The sequence below is a fragment of the Rhizobium sp. BR 362 genome (assembly GCF_036528765.1).
In the GTDB taxonomy this organism is placed as follows: domain Bacteria; phylum Pseudomonadota; class Alphaproteobacteria; order Rhizobiales; family Rhizobiaceae; genus Rhizobium.
Genome location: NZ_JARWGH010000001.1, coordinates 177,463 through 192,692, shown reverse-complemented (window position 1 = coordinate 192,692; position 15,230 = coordinate 177,463). Strand labels below are relative to the sequence as shown.

Below are 15,230 nucleotides of genomic sequence, written 5' to 3'. Positions count from 1 at the left end.
ACCAATATAGACGACCATGCTGTCAATATTTGTCAGTAGTCTCGCCGCTCAGGCGCCAAAATGGCCGGGAATCAGCCGGCCATTTTTTCCGATCGCACCAGGAAATAGAACCGCGTGCAGAGCATCGTCGCAGCCGAGGCCAGCCCCAGAAGAAAGCCGAACCAGATACCGATTCCACCGAAGCCAAGCGGAAAGGCAAGGAGCCATGCCAGGAAGAAACCGATCGGCCAATAGGCGATCAATGCCATGATCATCGGCACGCGCGCATCCTTCAGACCGCGCAGCAGGCCGCTGGCGACCACCTGCAGGCCGTCGACGAGCTGGAACAGGCCAGCCACCACGATCAGCGGCGCCGCATAGGCAAGCACCTGCGGTGCATCAGCCGACTTGACGTCGAGAAACCAGCTTCCGAGCCAGGATGGCGTTGTCGCGAACAGGATGCTGCCGCAGAACGCAATGCAGCTCGAAACGATGAGCACCACGATGGCGGCCCGCTTCAGCCCGAAGTGATCGCCCTGTCCATGCGCGACACCGACCCGCACGGTCGCCGCCTGGCTGAGGCCGAGCGGGATCATGAAGGCGATCGACGCCCATTGCAGGGCGATACCATGCGCGGCAAGCTCGATCGTGCCGATTTGACCCATCAGCAGCGAAGCGGCCGTGAACAGGCTGACTTCAGCCAAAACCGTGATGCTGATCGGAAAACCAAGGCGAACCACTTCCCACAACGCATGCCAATCCGGCCGCCAAAGACGAACGAAGATTTCATAGCGTCGTGTGTCTTGGCGGCTCTGCACATAGGCGACGATGAACAGGAACCCCGCTGTCTGGACGGCGACCGACACCATGGCGGCGCCACGCAGCCCAAGCGCCGGCATGCCGAAATGGCCGAGCACCAGGCAATAGGCGAGCACGGCGTTCATCACCAGCATGCTGAGGGTGACATAAAGGATGACGCCTGCGCGACCCATCGCGCTGACCAGCGCGCGGATGACGTTGTAGAGCAAGCCCGGCAGCACAGCGAAATGGCCGATGGCAATATAATCGCTGGCAAGCTTCGCCACCTCGGGCTTCTGTCCGGCGGCGAGCAGGATCTGTTCGGAATAGAGAAAGGCAGGCTGCGCAACCAGCCAATAGACGGTGACGGCCCAGAGACCCATGCGCAGCGCCCGCCGGACCGAGGTGACATCATGCTGACCATAGGCCTGCGCCACCAGCGGCACGACGGCAATTGCGAAACCGGAACCGAAGAGCAGAATCGTAAACAGGAACTGGCCGGCAAGAACCATGGCGGCCAGTTGCTCGGCACCGAGACGACCGATGATCATCACATCCGTCGTGTTGATGCCAAGCTGCGCCAGTTGCGCGCCGATCAGCGGGACGCCGAGCGCCAAGGTGGCGCTGAGATGCGCAAACCACGAATTATTGTTGTCGTGCGCGAACGAGCGCGCAGCAGCTACCGGCGTATCCATCTTGAGACTCGATTTAAGAACGCGCAAACCACCTACCCAGGCGTGCGCAAGTCTGTCGGCTTAGCGCAACTTGGCGCGAAAAGCCAGCCGACAAAGCCTCGGTGCTGAAGAATTCATCGTATCATCAAAATATCTGATGAATATTTAGGCCACTTCCTGAACCGACGCTTCCATCACGGCATTCGGTTCACTCTTGCGCACCTTGGCAACAAAGAGGATCACCGCAGCCGCAATCAGCACCGCCGACATGATGAATGGAGCGCCGGCGAAAACGACAGGCGCGGACGGTGCGGTAAAATAGCGGAACAGGTAGGGAAACAGCACCGGACCGATGATGGCGGTGATGCTGGTCAAGCTGCCGAGAGCGCCTTGCAGTTCGCCCTGCGCCGATGGCGGCACCTTGCTTGCCGCGATGGAGCGCAAAGGCGCATCCGAGACGTTTTCGATGACCGTTACGACGATCACGGCATAGACCATCCAGCCCTGCCAGGCGAAAGCGTATCCCAGCAAGCCGATGCCGGAAAAGACAAGCCCGAACACCACTGTCTTCCATTCGCCGAGCACCGGCACAATGCGAGGCAAAGCCAATCCCATTACCAGCGCCATGCCGATGCCATAGGTGCCGAGTGAGATGCCGATTTCCCACGAGGTCCAATCATAACGATAGGAGGTGACGAAGGACCAGACCGCCGGGAATACACCGTGCGCCAGCCAGTTGAAGAACATGACCACGAAGACCCAACCGAGCCCCTGATAGCGGCGCACTTGCCGCAACGCGCCGAGCGGACTGGCTCGCCAAAATTCGAAACGCCGGCGGTTCGTCGCTGCCAGCGTTTCCGGCAGGAGGAAATAGGCACCGATAAAATTTAGAAACGACAGCGTTGCCGCGCCATAAAAGGGTGCGCGTGGACCAAATTCGCCGAGGAAACCGCCGATCACCGGTCCGAGCACGAAGCCGACGCCGAAGGCCATGCCGATCAGGCCGAAATTCTTTGCCCGATTCCCGTCATTGCTGATGTCGGCGATGTAGGCGGAGCATGTCGAGAAACTCGCCCCACTGATGCCCGCAAGGATTCGCCCGGCGAATAATACCCAGTAGCTGCCGGCAATGGCGCAGATGAAATTGTCGATCGCAAACGTCAGCACGGACGCGAGCAGAATCGGGCGGCGACCGAAACGGTCGCTGAGATTGCCAATCAGCGGTGAGAACAAAAATTGCATGGCGGCATAGGCAAGCAACAGCCAGCCGCCATCGGTGGCTGCCTCGCTGACCGAAGCGCCCGTCAGTTCCTCGAGATACTTCGGCATGACCGGCATGATGATCGCGATGCCGATGACGTCCAGGAAGAGAATGACGAAGACGAGGAAAAGGCCGCGACGTACGAATTTCTGATCGATCATGGAGTTTGCCTATTGGGGGCTCCATCTCCATGAAGAGACAGAACGTGAACGAAAAACCAAAGTGTCCCCTTACCTAAAGATTTTGCCGGAAACAATGCGTGAACGCTTCAATCTTCTTGATTTACCGAGTGATTCTTTTGATCTTTGCCAGGGAGACGACGCCTACGCTTCATTCATGCGCCGCTGCTCCAATTTCAGAAAATCGACGAAAGCACGAAGCGGTGCCGGCATGTGCCGGCGGCTGGCATAATAGAGAAACGGGCCGGGAAAAGCAGTATCCCAATCCTCAAGAATGGGCGTGAGGTCACCGCTCGCGATCTGCGGCGCGATGAATTCCCGGAAAGTCCTGATTATGCCGAGCCCCTCCAAGGCGGCGCTGCGTTCGATATCGACCGAATTGGTGGCGAGAACCATGGGCGGCGAGATGACGACCGTCTCTCCTTCCCTTTCGAACTCCCAGGGAAAGGCCGAGCTGCTGAGGAAACGGTGACGGATGCAACGATGGTCGAGAATGTCGCGCGGGTGACGGGGCGTGCCGTTCGCTGCAAGATAGACGGGCGACGCGGCGGTGACATAGCATTGTTGCCGCGGCCCGATCGGCACGGCGATCATATCCCGCTCCAGCCGCTCGTCGTAACGGATGCCGGCATCATAGCCCGCCGCCAGCACGTCGATAAAACTGTCTTCGGCGACGATTTCGACCGAGATGCCAGGATAGGTTTTCAGGAAGCGGCTGATAATTCCAGGCATGATGACCATGGCGGCGACGGTCGGTACGTTGAGCCGAAGAGTCCCGACCGGACTGTCGCGAAATGAGTTGATATCGTCGAGCGCGGTGGCGATCTCGCCCATCGCCGGCCCGAGGCGCTCCATCAGCCGCTCGCCGGCCTCTGTCGGCGTGACGCTGCGAGTGGTACGGTTGAGCAGACGCACACCGAGCCGCTCTTCGAGCCGCCGCAGCGCCTCGCTTAGCGATGACGCGGAGACGCGGCGCTTACGCGCCGCCTCCCGAAAACTGCGCTCACGGGCCACGGCGGCAAAAGCATCGAGGTCGGCAAGCGGCAAATCATTCATTATGCGAAATTCCAAACAACCTGTTTCGATTTCAACGGATTATCGCACAACAGCCGATGGAGTAAACCAATCTCGAAGACGCCCTTTGGAGAGCGCTGTTGATGAAGGAGAACTGAAATGCAGATGCGTCAATTGGGTAAGACCGGTCCGGAAGTGTCCGCCATCGGCCTCGGCTGTATGGGCATGTCGGGCATGTACGGCCCCTCCGACCGCGCTGAAAGCATTGCGACCATTCACGCCGCGCTGGATGCTGGCATCAACCTGCTCGATACCGGCGATTTCTATGGCATGGGCCACAATGAAATGCTGATCGGCGAGGCGATCAAAGGGTTGAAGCGCGACGATTTCCTGCTGAGCGTCAAGTTCGGCGCATTGCGCGATCCTGCCGGCGCTTGGTTGGGCTATGATGCGCGCCCGGCCGCAATCCGCAACTTCCTCGCCTATACCCTGCAGCGGCTCGGCGTCTGCTATATCGATATTTATCGCCCTGCCCGCCTCGATCCGAACGTGCCGATCGAAGAGCAGATTGGAGCCATGGCCGATCTCATCAAGCAAGGGTACATCAGGCATATCGGCCTCTCCGAAGTCGGTGCCGACACCATCCGCCGTGCGGCAGCCGTGCATCCGATCGCAGATCTGCAAATCGAATATTCCCTGATCTCGCGCGGCATCGAAGACCAGATCCTACCCACCTGTCGCGAACTCGGTATTGGTATCACCGCCTATGGCGTCCTCTCTCGCGGCCTGATCAGCGGCCATTGGCAAAAGGATGCGGCGCAAAAGGGTGATTTCCGCGCCTTCAGCCCGCGCTTCCAGGCAGGCAACGTCGAAAAGAACCTGGAATTGGTGGAGGCACTCCGCCAGATTGCCGACTCCAAGGGCGTCAGCGTTGCGCAGATTGCCATTGCCTGGGTCGACACCCAAGGCGAAGACATCATACCCCTCGTCGGCGCCCGCCGCCGCGATCGCTTGGCCGAGGCAGTCGGCTCGCTATCCATCGAATTGTCCGAAGCGGATTTCGCAGCGATCGAACGCGCAGTCCCGAAGGACGCCGCCGCCGGCGGTCGTTATCCGGAAGCGCAATTGGCGCATATGGACAGCGAGAAATAGGTGGTTAGCACCTTCTCCCCGGCGGGGAGAAGGTATTTCCCTTTAAACCGGATTGTTCAGCGTATCGCAATCGCTGAGCTTGCCGGATCCAAAGCCCTGCTTGAACCATTTGACGCGCTGCGCCGAGGTGCCGTGGTTGAAGCTATCCGGAACGACATAACCCTGGCTGCGCTTCTGCAGCGTATCGTCGCCGATCTGCTGTGCGGCATTCAGCGCCTCTTCAAGATCGCCTTCCTGCAGAATGCCTTTCTGCTGGGTGAACTTGCCCCAGATGCCGGCAAAACAATCGGCTTGAAGCTCGATGCGCACTGACAACTTGTTCGCATCCGCCTCGCTCATATTCTGGCGGGCCTGATTGAACTTCGGCAGAATCCCAAGCAGGTCCTGCACGTGATGGCCGACTTCGTGCGCGATCACATAGGCCTGCGCGAAGTCGCCGGATGCGCCGAATTGATCCTTCATCTGCTGGAAGAAGGCCATGTCGAGATAGACCTTCTGATCACTCGGGCAATAGAAAGGCCCGGTCGCGGCCGAAGCCGTGCCGCAGGCTGAGGGGAAACGGCCCGAAAACAGCACCAGTTTCGGCTCGGTGTAGGTCTGCCCCATCGACTTGAAGATGCCGGTCCACGTGTCTTCCGTATCGGCGAGCACCGTTGCTACGAACTGCTTCATCTCGTCGTTGGCCGGCGGGGCGTTGCCGCCGCGGGAATCGCTCTGTTCGTAACCAGGCCCGCCATCCAGGGCGCCGCTCTGCTGCAGCAGCCCTATGACGTCGACGCCCATGGCCTTCAGCACCAGGAAAATCACCACCAGAATGATGATAGTGCTGATGCTCAAACCGCCGCCGCGCCGCATGCCGCCGCCGGGAAAGCCCATGCCGCCACCACCGAAGGGTCCACCTCCCGAACCGCCGCCGATTGGCGATGAGCCGCGCTCATCCTCGATATTGTCGGATTGCCGACGTCCTTTCCAATCCATATTGCACCTCCCGGCGATGCACCGATTCAATGTTCCCTAAACTCTTTATATATCCGCGAAGACGCGCAGTACCAGTTGCTCGTGAGGATAGAATCGGAACTTGCATCGGCATATCCGAAAGCAGCTCCGGCGTTCGCCTCCGGATTCCTGTCGATTCCGCGATTTATGGGGTTCCGTTTGCAAATACATTTGCCTATAAGCCGCTTCTAGCCTGAAAAGACTTGCCCATGCGCCCCGGCCGGTGATCTCCCACCCTGGCCGGTTTTTCGCGCAACAAAAAACGGATGTGAGCCATGCCGAAGCGCCAAGATATCAAATCGATCCTCATCATCGGCGCAGGACCGATCGTCATTGGCCAGGCTTGCGAGTTCGATTATTCCGGCACGCAGGCCTGCAAGGCGCTTAGAGAGGAAGGCTACCGCGTCATCCTCGTCAATTCCAATCCGGCGACGATCATGACCGATCCAGGCCTGGCGGACGCGACCTATGTCGAGCCGATCACGCCGGAAGTCGTCGCCAAGATCATCGCCAAGGAACGCCCGGATGCGCTACTGCCGACCATGGGCGGTCAGACGGCGCTCAACACGGCCCTGTCGCTGAAGCGCATGGGCGTGCTCGACCGCTACAATGTCGAGATGATCGGCGCCAAGCCGGCCGCGATCGACATGGCCGAAGACCGCGCCCTCTTCCGCGAAGCCATGGCCCGCATCGGCCTTGAAACCCCGCGCTCGATGCTGGCGAACGCCACCGACATCAAGGATGCCGATCGCAAGACGCATGAGGCCGAGCGCACCAAGCTTAAGGCGCAGCTCTCCGGCGATGAGCTCGACAAGGCGCTGGACGAGCTGGAAAACCAGTGGAATCTCGGCGAAAGCGACCGCAAGCAGCGCTATATGAACCACGCCATGGCGGTTGCCGCCCAGGCGCTCGATCATGTCGGCCTGCCAGCCATCATTCGTCCCTCCTTCACCCTCGGCGGCACCGGCGGCGGCATTGCCTATAACCGCTCGGAATTCTTCGAGATCGTCAGTGGCGGTCTCGATGCTTCGCCGACGACGGAAGTGCTGATCGAAGAATCGGTGCTCGGTTGGAAGGAATTCGAGATGGAAGTGGTCCGCGACAAGGCGGACAATTGCATCATCATCTGCTCGATCGAAAACATCGACCCGATGGGCGTTCATACCGGCGACTCGATCACTGTCGCCCCGGCGCTGACGCTGACCGACAAAGAATACCAGATCATGCGTAACGCTTCGATCGCGGTTCTGCGCGAGATCGGCGTCGAGACCGGCGGCTCGAACGTGCAGTTCGCGGTCAATCCGAAAGACGGCCGCCTCGTCGTCATCGAAATGAACCCACGCGTGTCGCGCTCCTCCGCCCTCGCATCGAAGGCTACAGGCTTCCCGATCGCGAAGGTCGCCGCCAAGCTCGCCGTCGGTTACACGCTGGACGAACTGGAAAACGACATCACCGGCGGCGCGACGCCGGCATCGTTCGAACCTTCGATCGATTATGTCGTCACGAAAATTCCGCGCTTCGCCTTCGAGAAATTCCCGGGCGCCTCGCCGGTGCTGACCACTGCTATGAAGTCGGTCGGCGAAGTCATGGCGATCGGCCGCACCTTCGCGGAATCGCTGCAAAAGGCGCTTCGTGGCCTGGAAACCGGTCTGACGGGTCTGGACGAAATCGAAATTCCGGGCACCGAAGAGGGCGAAGGCAGCCAGAATGCCATCCGCGCCGCCATCGGCACGCCCACGCCCGATCGCCTGCGCATGGTCGCCCAGGCACTGCGTCTCGGCATGAGCCCGGAAGAAGTACACGAAGGCTGCAAGATCGACCCGTGGTTCATCGCTCAGTTCAAGGCGATCGTCGACATGGAAGTCCGCATCCGCGAGCATGGCCTGCCGCAAGATGCATCCAACCTGCGTATGCTGAAGGCCATGGGCTTCTCGGACGCACGCCTTGCGACGCTGACCGGCAAACGCCCGAAGGAAGTTGCGGAACTGCGCAACCGGCTGAACGTCCGCCCGGTCTTCAAGCGCATCGACACCTGCGCCGCCGAGTTCGCCTCGCCGACCGCCTATATGTATTCGACCTATGAGACGCCCTTCGTCGGCGCCGCCCGCACGGAAGCGCAGGTTTCCGACCGCAAGAAGGTTGTCATTCTGGGCGGCGGTCCGAACCGCATCGGCCAGGGCATCGAATTCGACTATTGCTGCTGCCACGCCGCCTTCGCGTTGAAGGATGCCGGCTATGAAGCGATCATGATCAACTGCAATCCGGAAACCGTGTCGACCGACTACGATACGTCGGACCGGCTCTATTTCGAACCGCTGACCGCTGAAGACGTGATCGAGATTCTTAAGGCGGAGCAGGAGAACGGCGAGGTCGTCGGCGTCATCGTCCAGTTTGGCGGCCAGACACCGCTGAAGCTCGCGGAAGCGCTGGAAAAGAACGGCATCCCTATCCTCGGCACCGCGCCGGACGCGATTGACCTTGCCGAAGACCGCGATCGCTTCCAGAAGCTGCTGATGAAGCTCGACCTCAATCAGCCGAACAACGGCATCGCCTATTCGGTGGAACAGGCCCGCCTCGTCGCCGCTGAAATCGGCTTCCCGCTGGTGGTGCGCCCGTCCTACGTGCTCGGCGGCCGCGCCATGCAGATCATTCATTCGGAAGGCATGCTGCAGACCTATCTTCTCGACACCGTGCCGGAACTGGTGCCGGAGGATATCAAGGCCCGCTATCCGAACGACAAGACGGGCCAGATCAACACCCTGCTTGGCAAGAACCCGCTGCTGTTTGACAGCTATCTCACCAATGCCATCGAAGTCGACGTCGACTGCCTGTCCGACGGCAATGATGTCTACGTTGCCGGGATCATGGAGCATATCGAAGAAGCCGGCATCCACTCCGGTGACTCGGCCTGCTCGCTGCCGCCGCGCACGCTGTCGGCTGCCATGATCGATGAGCTGGAGCGCCAGGCGAAGGCCATGGCCAAGGCGCTGAACGTCGGCGGGTTGATGAACGTGCAGTTCGCCATCAAGGACGAAACGGTCTACGTGCTCGAAGTCAATCCGCGCGCCTCGCGCACCGTGCCCTTCGTCGCCAAGACTATTGGCGCGCCGATCGCCAAGATCGCCGCCCGCGTCATGGCCGGCGAGAAGCTGGACGCGACCTTCGCCGCCTATGGCGAAAAGCCCGATCCGCGCAAGCTGAAGCACATTGCCGTCAAGGAAGCCGTCTTCCCCTTTGCCCGTTTCTCCGGCGTCGACATCCTGCTCGGACCGGAAATGCGCTCGACCGGCGAAGTCATCGGTCTGGATACGGATTTCGCGCTGGCCTTCGCCAAGTCGCAGCTCGGCGCCGGCGTCGAACTGCCGCGTGATGGCACCGTCTTCGTCTCCGTCCGCGACGACGACAAGCCGCGCGTGCTGCCCGCCATCCGCATGTTGACCGAGCAGGGCTTCAAGGTCCTCGCAACCGGCGGCACCCAGCGCTTCCTCGCCGAAAACGGCATCGAGGCCTCGAAGATCAACAAGGTGCTGGAAGGCCGTCCCCACGTTGAGGACGCCATCCGCAACCGTCAGGTCCAGCTCGTCATCAACACGACCGACAGCAACAAGGCGATCTCCGACTCGAAATCGCTGCGCCGTGCGACGCTGATGCAGAAGGTACCCTATTACACCACGATGGCCGGCGCCGAAGCCGCCGCCATGGCGATCAAGGCACTGAAGGCCGGCAATCTCGAAGTCCGGCCCCTGCAGAACTACTTCTGAGACCTGTTTTCACGATGACGAGGCCGCATAAAGGCTTCGTCATCACTCGCGTTAACGCTCATTCCTTTCGTCAGAAAGGACGGGCGTGCTATCGCTGTAGCCGCAAGAAGAATTGCCGGCGCTGATCCAGGCAGCGAGTAACGGCCAAGACCAGACTCGCCATAAGTCACCGAATTTTCTGGAAATCGGCTGTCGCAATCTGCTATAGATGACAGGATAATGGCTCTGTATGGTTCCGAAGTACCGCTTCGGGACCGTTTTCTTTTGTGTCTGCGACAGAGCAACGCAGGGAGTGAAGGACAAGAAAAATGGTTGAAAAGGTACCGATGACACAGAACGGGTTCGTCAAGCTGCAGGAAGAACTGCGCTGGCGTCAGCAGGAAGAGCGCCCGCGAATCATCGAGGCAATTTCCGAAGCTCGCGCCCATGGCGATCTTTCCGAAAACGCCGAGTACCATGCCGCCAAGGAAGCCCAGAGCCACAACGAGGGCCGCATCACCGAGCTTGAAGACCTGACGGCGCGCGCCGAAGTCATCGACCTTACCAAGATGTCCGGCTCGAAGATCAAGTTCGGCGCCAAGGTGAAGCTCGTCGACGAAGATACCGAGGAAGAGAAGATCTATCAGATCGTCGGCGACCAGGAAGCCGATGTGAAGGCCGGTCGCATCTCTATCTCCTCGCCGATCGCCCGCGCACTGATCGGTAAGGAAGTCGGCGATTCCATCGAGGTCAACGCGCCCGGCGGCGCCAAGGCCTACGAAATCCTTTCCGTCTCCTGGGGCTGATCGCCCGTGCGCGATCGCGACGCATCGCACTCAAGCGATCTCAGCGAGATCGAGGTTATTGCCACGAATTTCAAACGCCGGCTCTCCGGCGTTACCTCGACGATCGTGCAATTGATCCCGAAACAGCTCGAGCTCGGCTGCCATATCGCCACGCTCGGGCCCGGCTTGCCGGAAGATCTGCCGAAGCTTGGCTGGGCGCGGCTGCCTGGTCTCTGGGTAAAGCCCCGCCGCCACCGCGTTCGCGTCTGGCATGCCCGCCGCAACAATGAGATGCTGGTCGGGCTGCTGCTGCGCTCGGTGCTGCGAATGCCGCTGAAACTAGTCTTCACCTCGGCCGCTCAGCGCCGCCACACGGCCTATACGCGTTGGCTGATCCGCCGCATGGACGCCGTGATCGCTACCAGCGCGCGCTCCGGCAGCTTTCTGCAGGTGCCGCACACCGTCATCCAGCACGGCATCGACCTCAACATGTTTCATCCGCCGGAAGCGCCGCATGATCGCATGGCCGCCACTGGCCTGCCCGGCACTTATCTGATCGGCTGCTTCGGCCGCGTCCGCCATCAGAAGGGGACGGATCTCTTCGTCAAGGCGATGATCGAGCTTCTGCCGAATTATCCGGATTGGACCGCCGTCGTCTGCGGTCGGGTCACCGCCGAACATCGCGGCTTCGCCGACGAACTGGTAAAAATGGTAGCCGCAGCGGGCCTCAACGACCGTATCCGCTTTCTCGGCGAAGTCGACGATATCAGGCCTTGGTATCGCCGTGCGACGCTCTATGTCGCCCCTTCCCGCAACGAAGGTTTCGGCCTGACTCCGCTCGAGGCCATGGCCTCGCGCACCGCCGTCGTCGCCTCCGACGCAGGCGCCTATGCCGAGTTGATCGTACCAGGCGAAACCGGCGCGGTCGTACCCGCAGGGAATGGCGAGGCGCTGACGAAAGCGATCGCTTTCTATCTCGCCAATCCCGAAGAAGCGCTTATCCAAGGGCAAAACGCGGTGCGGCACGTCCGCAGCGAGTTCGCCTTGGAAAAGGAAGCGACGGCGATCAGCGACATCTATCGGCAATTGCTCGGCGGCGCCCGCTGAACCGACGGCTTATTGGCCAAGATCGATGCGGTTGCGCGCGATGAAATCAATCATCGCCCGATCCTCGACCAGGTCTTCCTCGATGCTTTTGACAATCGAGAGAACCTTGTCCCGATACTTGGTCGGAGAAGCGTCGTAAGACCATCCGCGCGCCAGCTTGGTCATCAGCTCTTCGCGGGATTTGGTATAGTAGTGATTGAGCTGCAGGAACCGGTTCGAATAGAAATCCGGCGATTTTCGAGCGCGGCGCGTAAAGCGCTTTCCGGCATCGTTCGCCGTCAGATCGCCGAATGCCCGCGTCTGAAACTGATGCACGGTGACTTCCGTCACTTCGCAGGGATTAACGATGCACTTGAAATTGCTTACATTTTCCTTGCGCGTCATCGGGTCGGCACCGCGCATCGTGTAGTTCAGCGTCAAAGGACCATCGGGGCGCTTCTCGTGACCGCTCGTCGCGAACATGTGCCATGGCAGCGAGACATTTGGAAAGTCGCCGACCGCCGCTAGCGCCTGTTCGACCGTTTGCCCTTCCTTTGGCAAAAGGAATTCATCGACGTCGATGAAGGCCATCCAGCGATATGCGCCGCCGAAATTGAGGATGGCGTGGGCGAAAACAATGACCTGACCATTCAGCGTCGCCTCCGTGGAGGCGTCTATCATGCGGCCAGCCCAAGGAATGATTGTCAGCGTGTCGGCATCGAGAAGGTCTCGCAGGATGGCAGGAGTCCCGTCCGTCGAACCATTGTCATAGATATAGAAGTGGCGAATACCGACGGCGCGGTGGAAACGCACCCATTCCTCGATATAAGGCGCCTCATCCTTGACGCAGGCGGCGATTGCGATGCCGTGCCGGCCCTCCTGCGGCTTCGGCGGATCGATTGCAAGCCGCTTCGCATCCGATACCTTGGGCTTCAGCCAACCCATCCGTCCATTCCCCGCAACTCAGATCATCGATACGGCGGCAAACCGCGCATCATAACCAAATCCATGCTTCAACAGTGCCGAAACCGGCGAATAATTGAAAAACGTCACGCCGCGCTCCGAGGCGATTTCCTTAGCTAAAACAAAGTGTCCGATGATACGGTCTTCCGCCTCGGCGATGCCGGAAAAGGCGGTTTCATCGCTGGTTTCGTAAAAGCGGGGCTCGCCGGCATTGGAAATGTCGATGCCCAGGAAGCCGATCGTTCCGGGCGAGCAATAAAGCGCAAATTGCAGCGCTGACACGGCGACCGAGCCGCCCTGGAAAACACCGCGATCCGGCGCGAAGGAAAAGCCGGCGGAGCCTGTTGCGTTGAGCCTTACGAAGTCGAGCTTCCTGATGTCATCCATGGAGCGGCGGCGAGCGCCGTAAGGCTTGCGGATGTCGTCGATCAGAATGACCGTCTTGTCCGCCAGCCAGCGGCTGTCGAGCTCGGAAAGCGCGCGCAGCACGGCGACCGAAAACAGGCAAATCGTACCGGAGGTGATCCTGCGCCGCATCATTTCGGAATGCCGCCAGACGAAACGCTCGTCCTCCACGGCGATGGCAAGCGGCTTGGCAATCTGCTCGCCGATCAACCCGATAGCGCCGTTCAGCAGGATGGCGCTGCCCTTCTCCAGCCCGCTCAGATCGCAGTCACGGATCGATGGCCCGGAGCCGACGATATGGATGATTGGGCCGGCCTCTTCGCGCAAACGCTCGATGGAAGAAAGGGCCGCAACTTTGGTGCGGTGGTGATACACCTCGCCTAGGCCGTTCCCACGCACGATGTTGAGCCCTGGAAACCAATCCTGCGCATGGGCACGCGAACCGCCGAGCAGCAGGCGCGCACCCGTCTTGATCAGGGATCGGTGCCAGGGGCGGTCCGCCATATCCTAGAGCTCCACCAGGCCGAGTTTCTTCACCTGCCGGATGGTCAGCATGGTGCGCACCGTGTCGACATGCTCGTTCGCCGTCAGCACCTCGATGACGAAATCCTGGAACCGGGTCAGGTTTTCGGCGACGCAATGCAGCAGAAAATCGCTGTCGCCGGAAACCATCCATGCCTGCCGCACCAGCGGCCACTCCGCCGTCACGCCGGCAAAGGCTTTGAGATTGGCCTCGGACTGGTGCTTGAGACCGACCATGCAGAACGCAACGAGATCGAAGCCGAGTTTCGGGCTGTTCAGCATCGCGTGATAGCCCTCGATGACGCCAGCCTCCTCTAGCTTGCGCACCCGGCGCAGGCAGGGCGGCGCGGAGATGCCGACGCGATCGGCGAGTTCGACATTGGTCATGCGCCCGTCGCGCTGGAGTTCCCGCAAGATCTTGATATCGATGGCGTCGAGTTCAGCCCGCAGCACGTTTCTCGCCTTTCTTTAATTCCCAATCGGCAGCTTCTATATAAAGCGGGAAAATACGCAAGAAAGTTTCCCGCGCGTAACCGAATCTTACACAAAGCAGATTTGCTCTGTTAGTAATGCAAGGCTGCCCTTGAATAAATGCATGCGGCAATCATAAATGAGGCGGCGGATCGTGAAATCGCCTGCTTTTGCCCGTTTGAAGCCGCGGCTTCCGAAGCGCTTAGATTGAAAGGACTTATTATGGCTGCCCGCCACACCAAGGTGCTCATCATCGGTTCCGGCCCCGCCGGCTATACGGCCGCCGTCTACGCCGCGCGCGCCATGCTGAAGCCGGTTCTGATCGCCGGTCTCGAACAGGGCGGCCAGCTCATGATCACCACGGATGTCGAAAACTATCCGGGCTTTGCCGATCCGATCCAGGGCCCCTGGCTGATGGAGCAGATGCTGCTGCAGGCTCAGCATGTTGGCGCGGAGATCGTCAACGATCTCGTCACCGAGGTCGATACCGCCCAGCGCCCGTTTGTCGCGCGCACCGATAGCGGTCAGGTCTGGACCGCCGACACGCTGATCATAGCGACGGGCGCCAAGGCCAAATGGCTGGGCATCGAGAGCGAGCAGCATTTCCAGGGCTTCGGCGTTTCCGCCTGCGCCACCTGCGACGGCTTCTTCTATCGCAACAAGGATGTGATCGTGGTAGGCGGCGGCAACAGCGCCGTCGAGGAAGCGCTCTATCTCTCCAATATCGCCAAGTCGGTCACCGTCGTGCATCGCCGCGATTCGTTCCGCGCCGAAAAGATCCTGCAGGAGCGCCTGTTCGCCAAGGCGAACGTGAAGGTTCTCTGGAATACCGAGGTTGCCGAAATCACCGGCACGCCGGCCAAGCCGCCGATGCCGCCGTCTGTTTCCGGCGCGCGCTTGCGCGACACGCGCACGGGCGTTGTCACCGACGTAACGATCGACGGCGTTTTTGTCGCCATCGGCCATGCCCCGGCCACCGAACTCTTCAAGAGCAAACTGAAGCTCAAGGATAATGGCTATCTCTGGACCGCCCCCGATTCGACTGCGACCAGCGTCGAAGGCATCTATGCGGCGGGCGACGTGACCGACGATACGTTCCGACAGGCGATCACGGCAGCGGGGATGGGCTGCATGGCGGCGCTTGAGGCGGAACGCTACTTGACCGGGCATATGCCCGTCGCCGTGGCTGCGGAGTGATGCAGCCG

The 15,230-nt window shown here is 60.4% G+C and carries 12 protein-coding genes; 5 read left to right on the top strand and 7 right to left on the bottom strand.

Annotated elements, in window-relative coordinates; translation table 11 throughout:
- Positions 1-71: 71 nt before the first annotated feature.
- The 3 genes from QDY28_RS00945 to QDY28_RS00935 form a co-directional block, all read right to left on the bottom strand.
- The gene (locus QDY28_RS00945; RefSeq protein WP_331379839.1) at positions 72-1,472 is read right to left on the bottom strand and encodes an MATE family efflux transporter; all 1,401 of its coding nucleotides are present in this window, start codon (positions 1,470-1,472) and stop codon (positions 72-74) included.
- Between the two features lie 144 nt (positions 1,473-1,616).
- Positions 1,617-2,873 carry a TCR/Tet family MFS transporter gene (locus QDY28_RS00940; protein WP_331379838.1) on the bottom strand — a complete coding sequence of 419 codons (1,257 nt, stop codon included), beginning with the start codon at positions 2,871-2,873 and terminating at the stop codon, positions 1,617-1,619.
- Positions 2,874-3,035: 162 nt separating this feature from the next.
- Entirely contained in the window at positions 3,036-3,947 is a 912-nt protein-coding gene (locus QDY28_RS00935; protein ID WP_331379837.1) for a LysR family transcriptional regulator, read from the bottom strand.
- Between the two features lie 117 nt (positions 3,948-4,064).
- Here QDY28_RS00935 and QDY28_RS00930 point away from each other — a divergent pair, with 117 nt between their 5' ends.
- Positions 4,065-5,057 (top strand): aldo/keto reductase, encoded by a 993-nt coding sequence (locus tag QDY28_RS00930; RefSeq protein WP_331379836.1) that lies wholly within the window; start codon positions 4,065-4,067, stop codon positions 5,055-5,057.
- A 42-nt stretch (positions 5,058-5,099) separates the two neighbouring features.
- Here the strand turns inward: QDY28_RS00930 and ypfJ are convergent, their stop codons facing one another.
- Positions 5,100-6,035, bottom strand: a complete 936-nt coding sequence (gene ypfJ, locus QDY28_RS00925) for a KPN_02809 family neutral zinc metallopeptidase (protein ID WP_331379835.1) — start codon at positions 6,033-6,035, stop codon at positions 5,100-5,102.
- 293 nt (positions 6,036-6,328) lie between these two features.
- Here ypfJ and carB point away from each other — a divergent pair, with 293 nt between their 5' ends.
- From carB to QDY28_RS00910, 3 genes are all read left to right on the top strand, one after another.
- Positions 6,329-9,814 (top strand): carbamoyl-phosphate synthase large subunit, encoded by a 3,486-nt coding sequence (gene carB / locus QDY28_RS00920; RefSeq protein ID WP_331379834.1) that lies wholly within the window; start codon positions 6,329-6,331, stop codon positions 9,812-9,814.
- A gap of 308 nt (positions 9,815-10,122) precedes the next feature.
- Entirely contained in the window at positions 10,123-10,599 is a 477-nt protein-coding gene (gene greA, locus QDY28_RS00915) for a transcription elongation factor GreA (protein ID WP_028751624.1), read from the top strand.
- Positions 10,600-10,605: 6 nt separating this feature from the next.
- Complete coding sequence (locus tag QDY28_RS00910; RefSeq protein ID WP_331379833.1) at positions 10,606-11,685, top strand: glycosyltransferase family 4 protein; 1,080 nt, start codon at positions 10,606-10,608, stop codon at positions 11,683-11,685.
- A gap of 9 nt (positions 11,686-11,694) precedes the next feature.
- On the opposite strand, the gene QDY28_RS00905 is transcribed toward QDY28_RS00910, so the two are convergent.
- Genes QDY28_RS00905 through QDY28_RS00895 form a run of 3 tightly spaced genes read right to left on the bottom strand, consistent with a single transcriptional unit; the run spans position 11,695 to position 14,007 of the window.
- Entirely contained in the window at positions 11,695-12,609 is a 915-nt protein-coding gene (locus QDY28_RS00905) for a glycosyltransferase family 92 protein (protein WP_331379832.1), read from the bottom strand.
- An 18-nt stretch (positions 12,610-12,627) separates the two neighbouring features.
- The gene (locus QDY28_RS00900) at positions 12,628-13,536 is read right to left on the bottom strand and encodes a glycosyl transferase (RefSeq protein WP_331379831.1); all 909 of its coding nucleotides are present in this window, start codon (positions 13,534-13,536) and stop codon (positions 12,628-12,630) included.
- 3 nt (positions 13,537-13,539) lie between these two features.
- Positions 13,540-14,007: an Lrp/AsnC family transcriptional regulator gene (locus QDY28_RS00895; protein WP_331379830.1), complete on the bottom strand. Its 468-nt coding sequence runs from the start codon at positions 14,005-14,007 to the stop codon at positions 13,540-13,542.
- A 240-nt stretch (positions 14,008-14,247) separates the two neighbouring features.
- Here QDY28_RS00895 and trxB point away from each other — a divergent pair, with 240 nt between their 5' ends.
- Positions 14,248-15,222, top strand: a complete 975-nt coding sequence (gene trxB / locus QDY28_RS00890; RefSeq protein WP_331380059.1) for a thioredoxin-disulfide reductase — start codon at positions 14,248-14,250, stop codon at positions 15,220-15,222.
- The last annotated feature ends 8 nt before the right edge of the window (positions 15,223-15,230 follow it).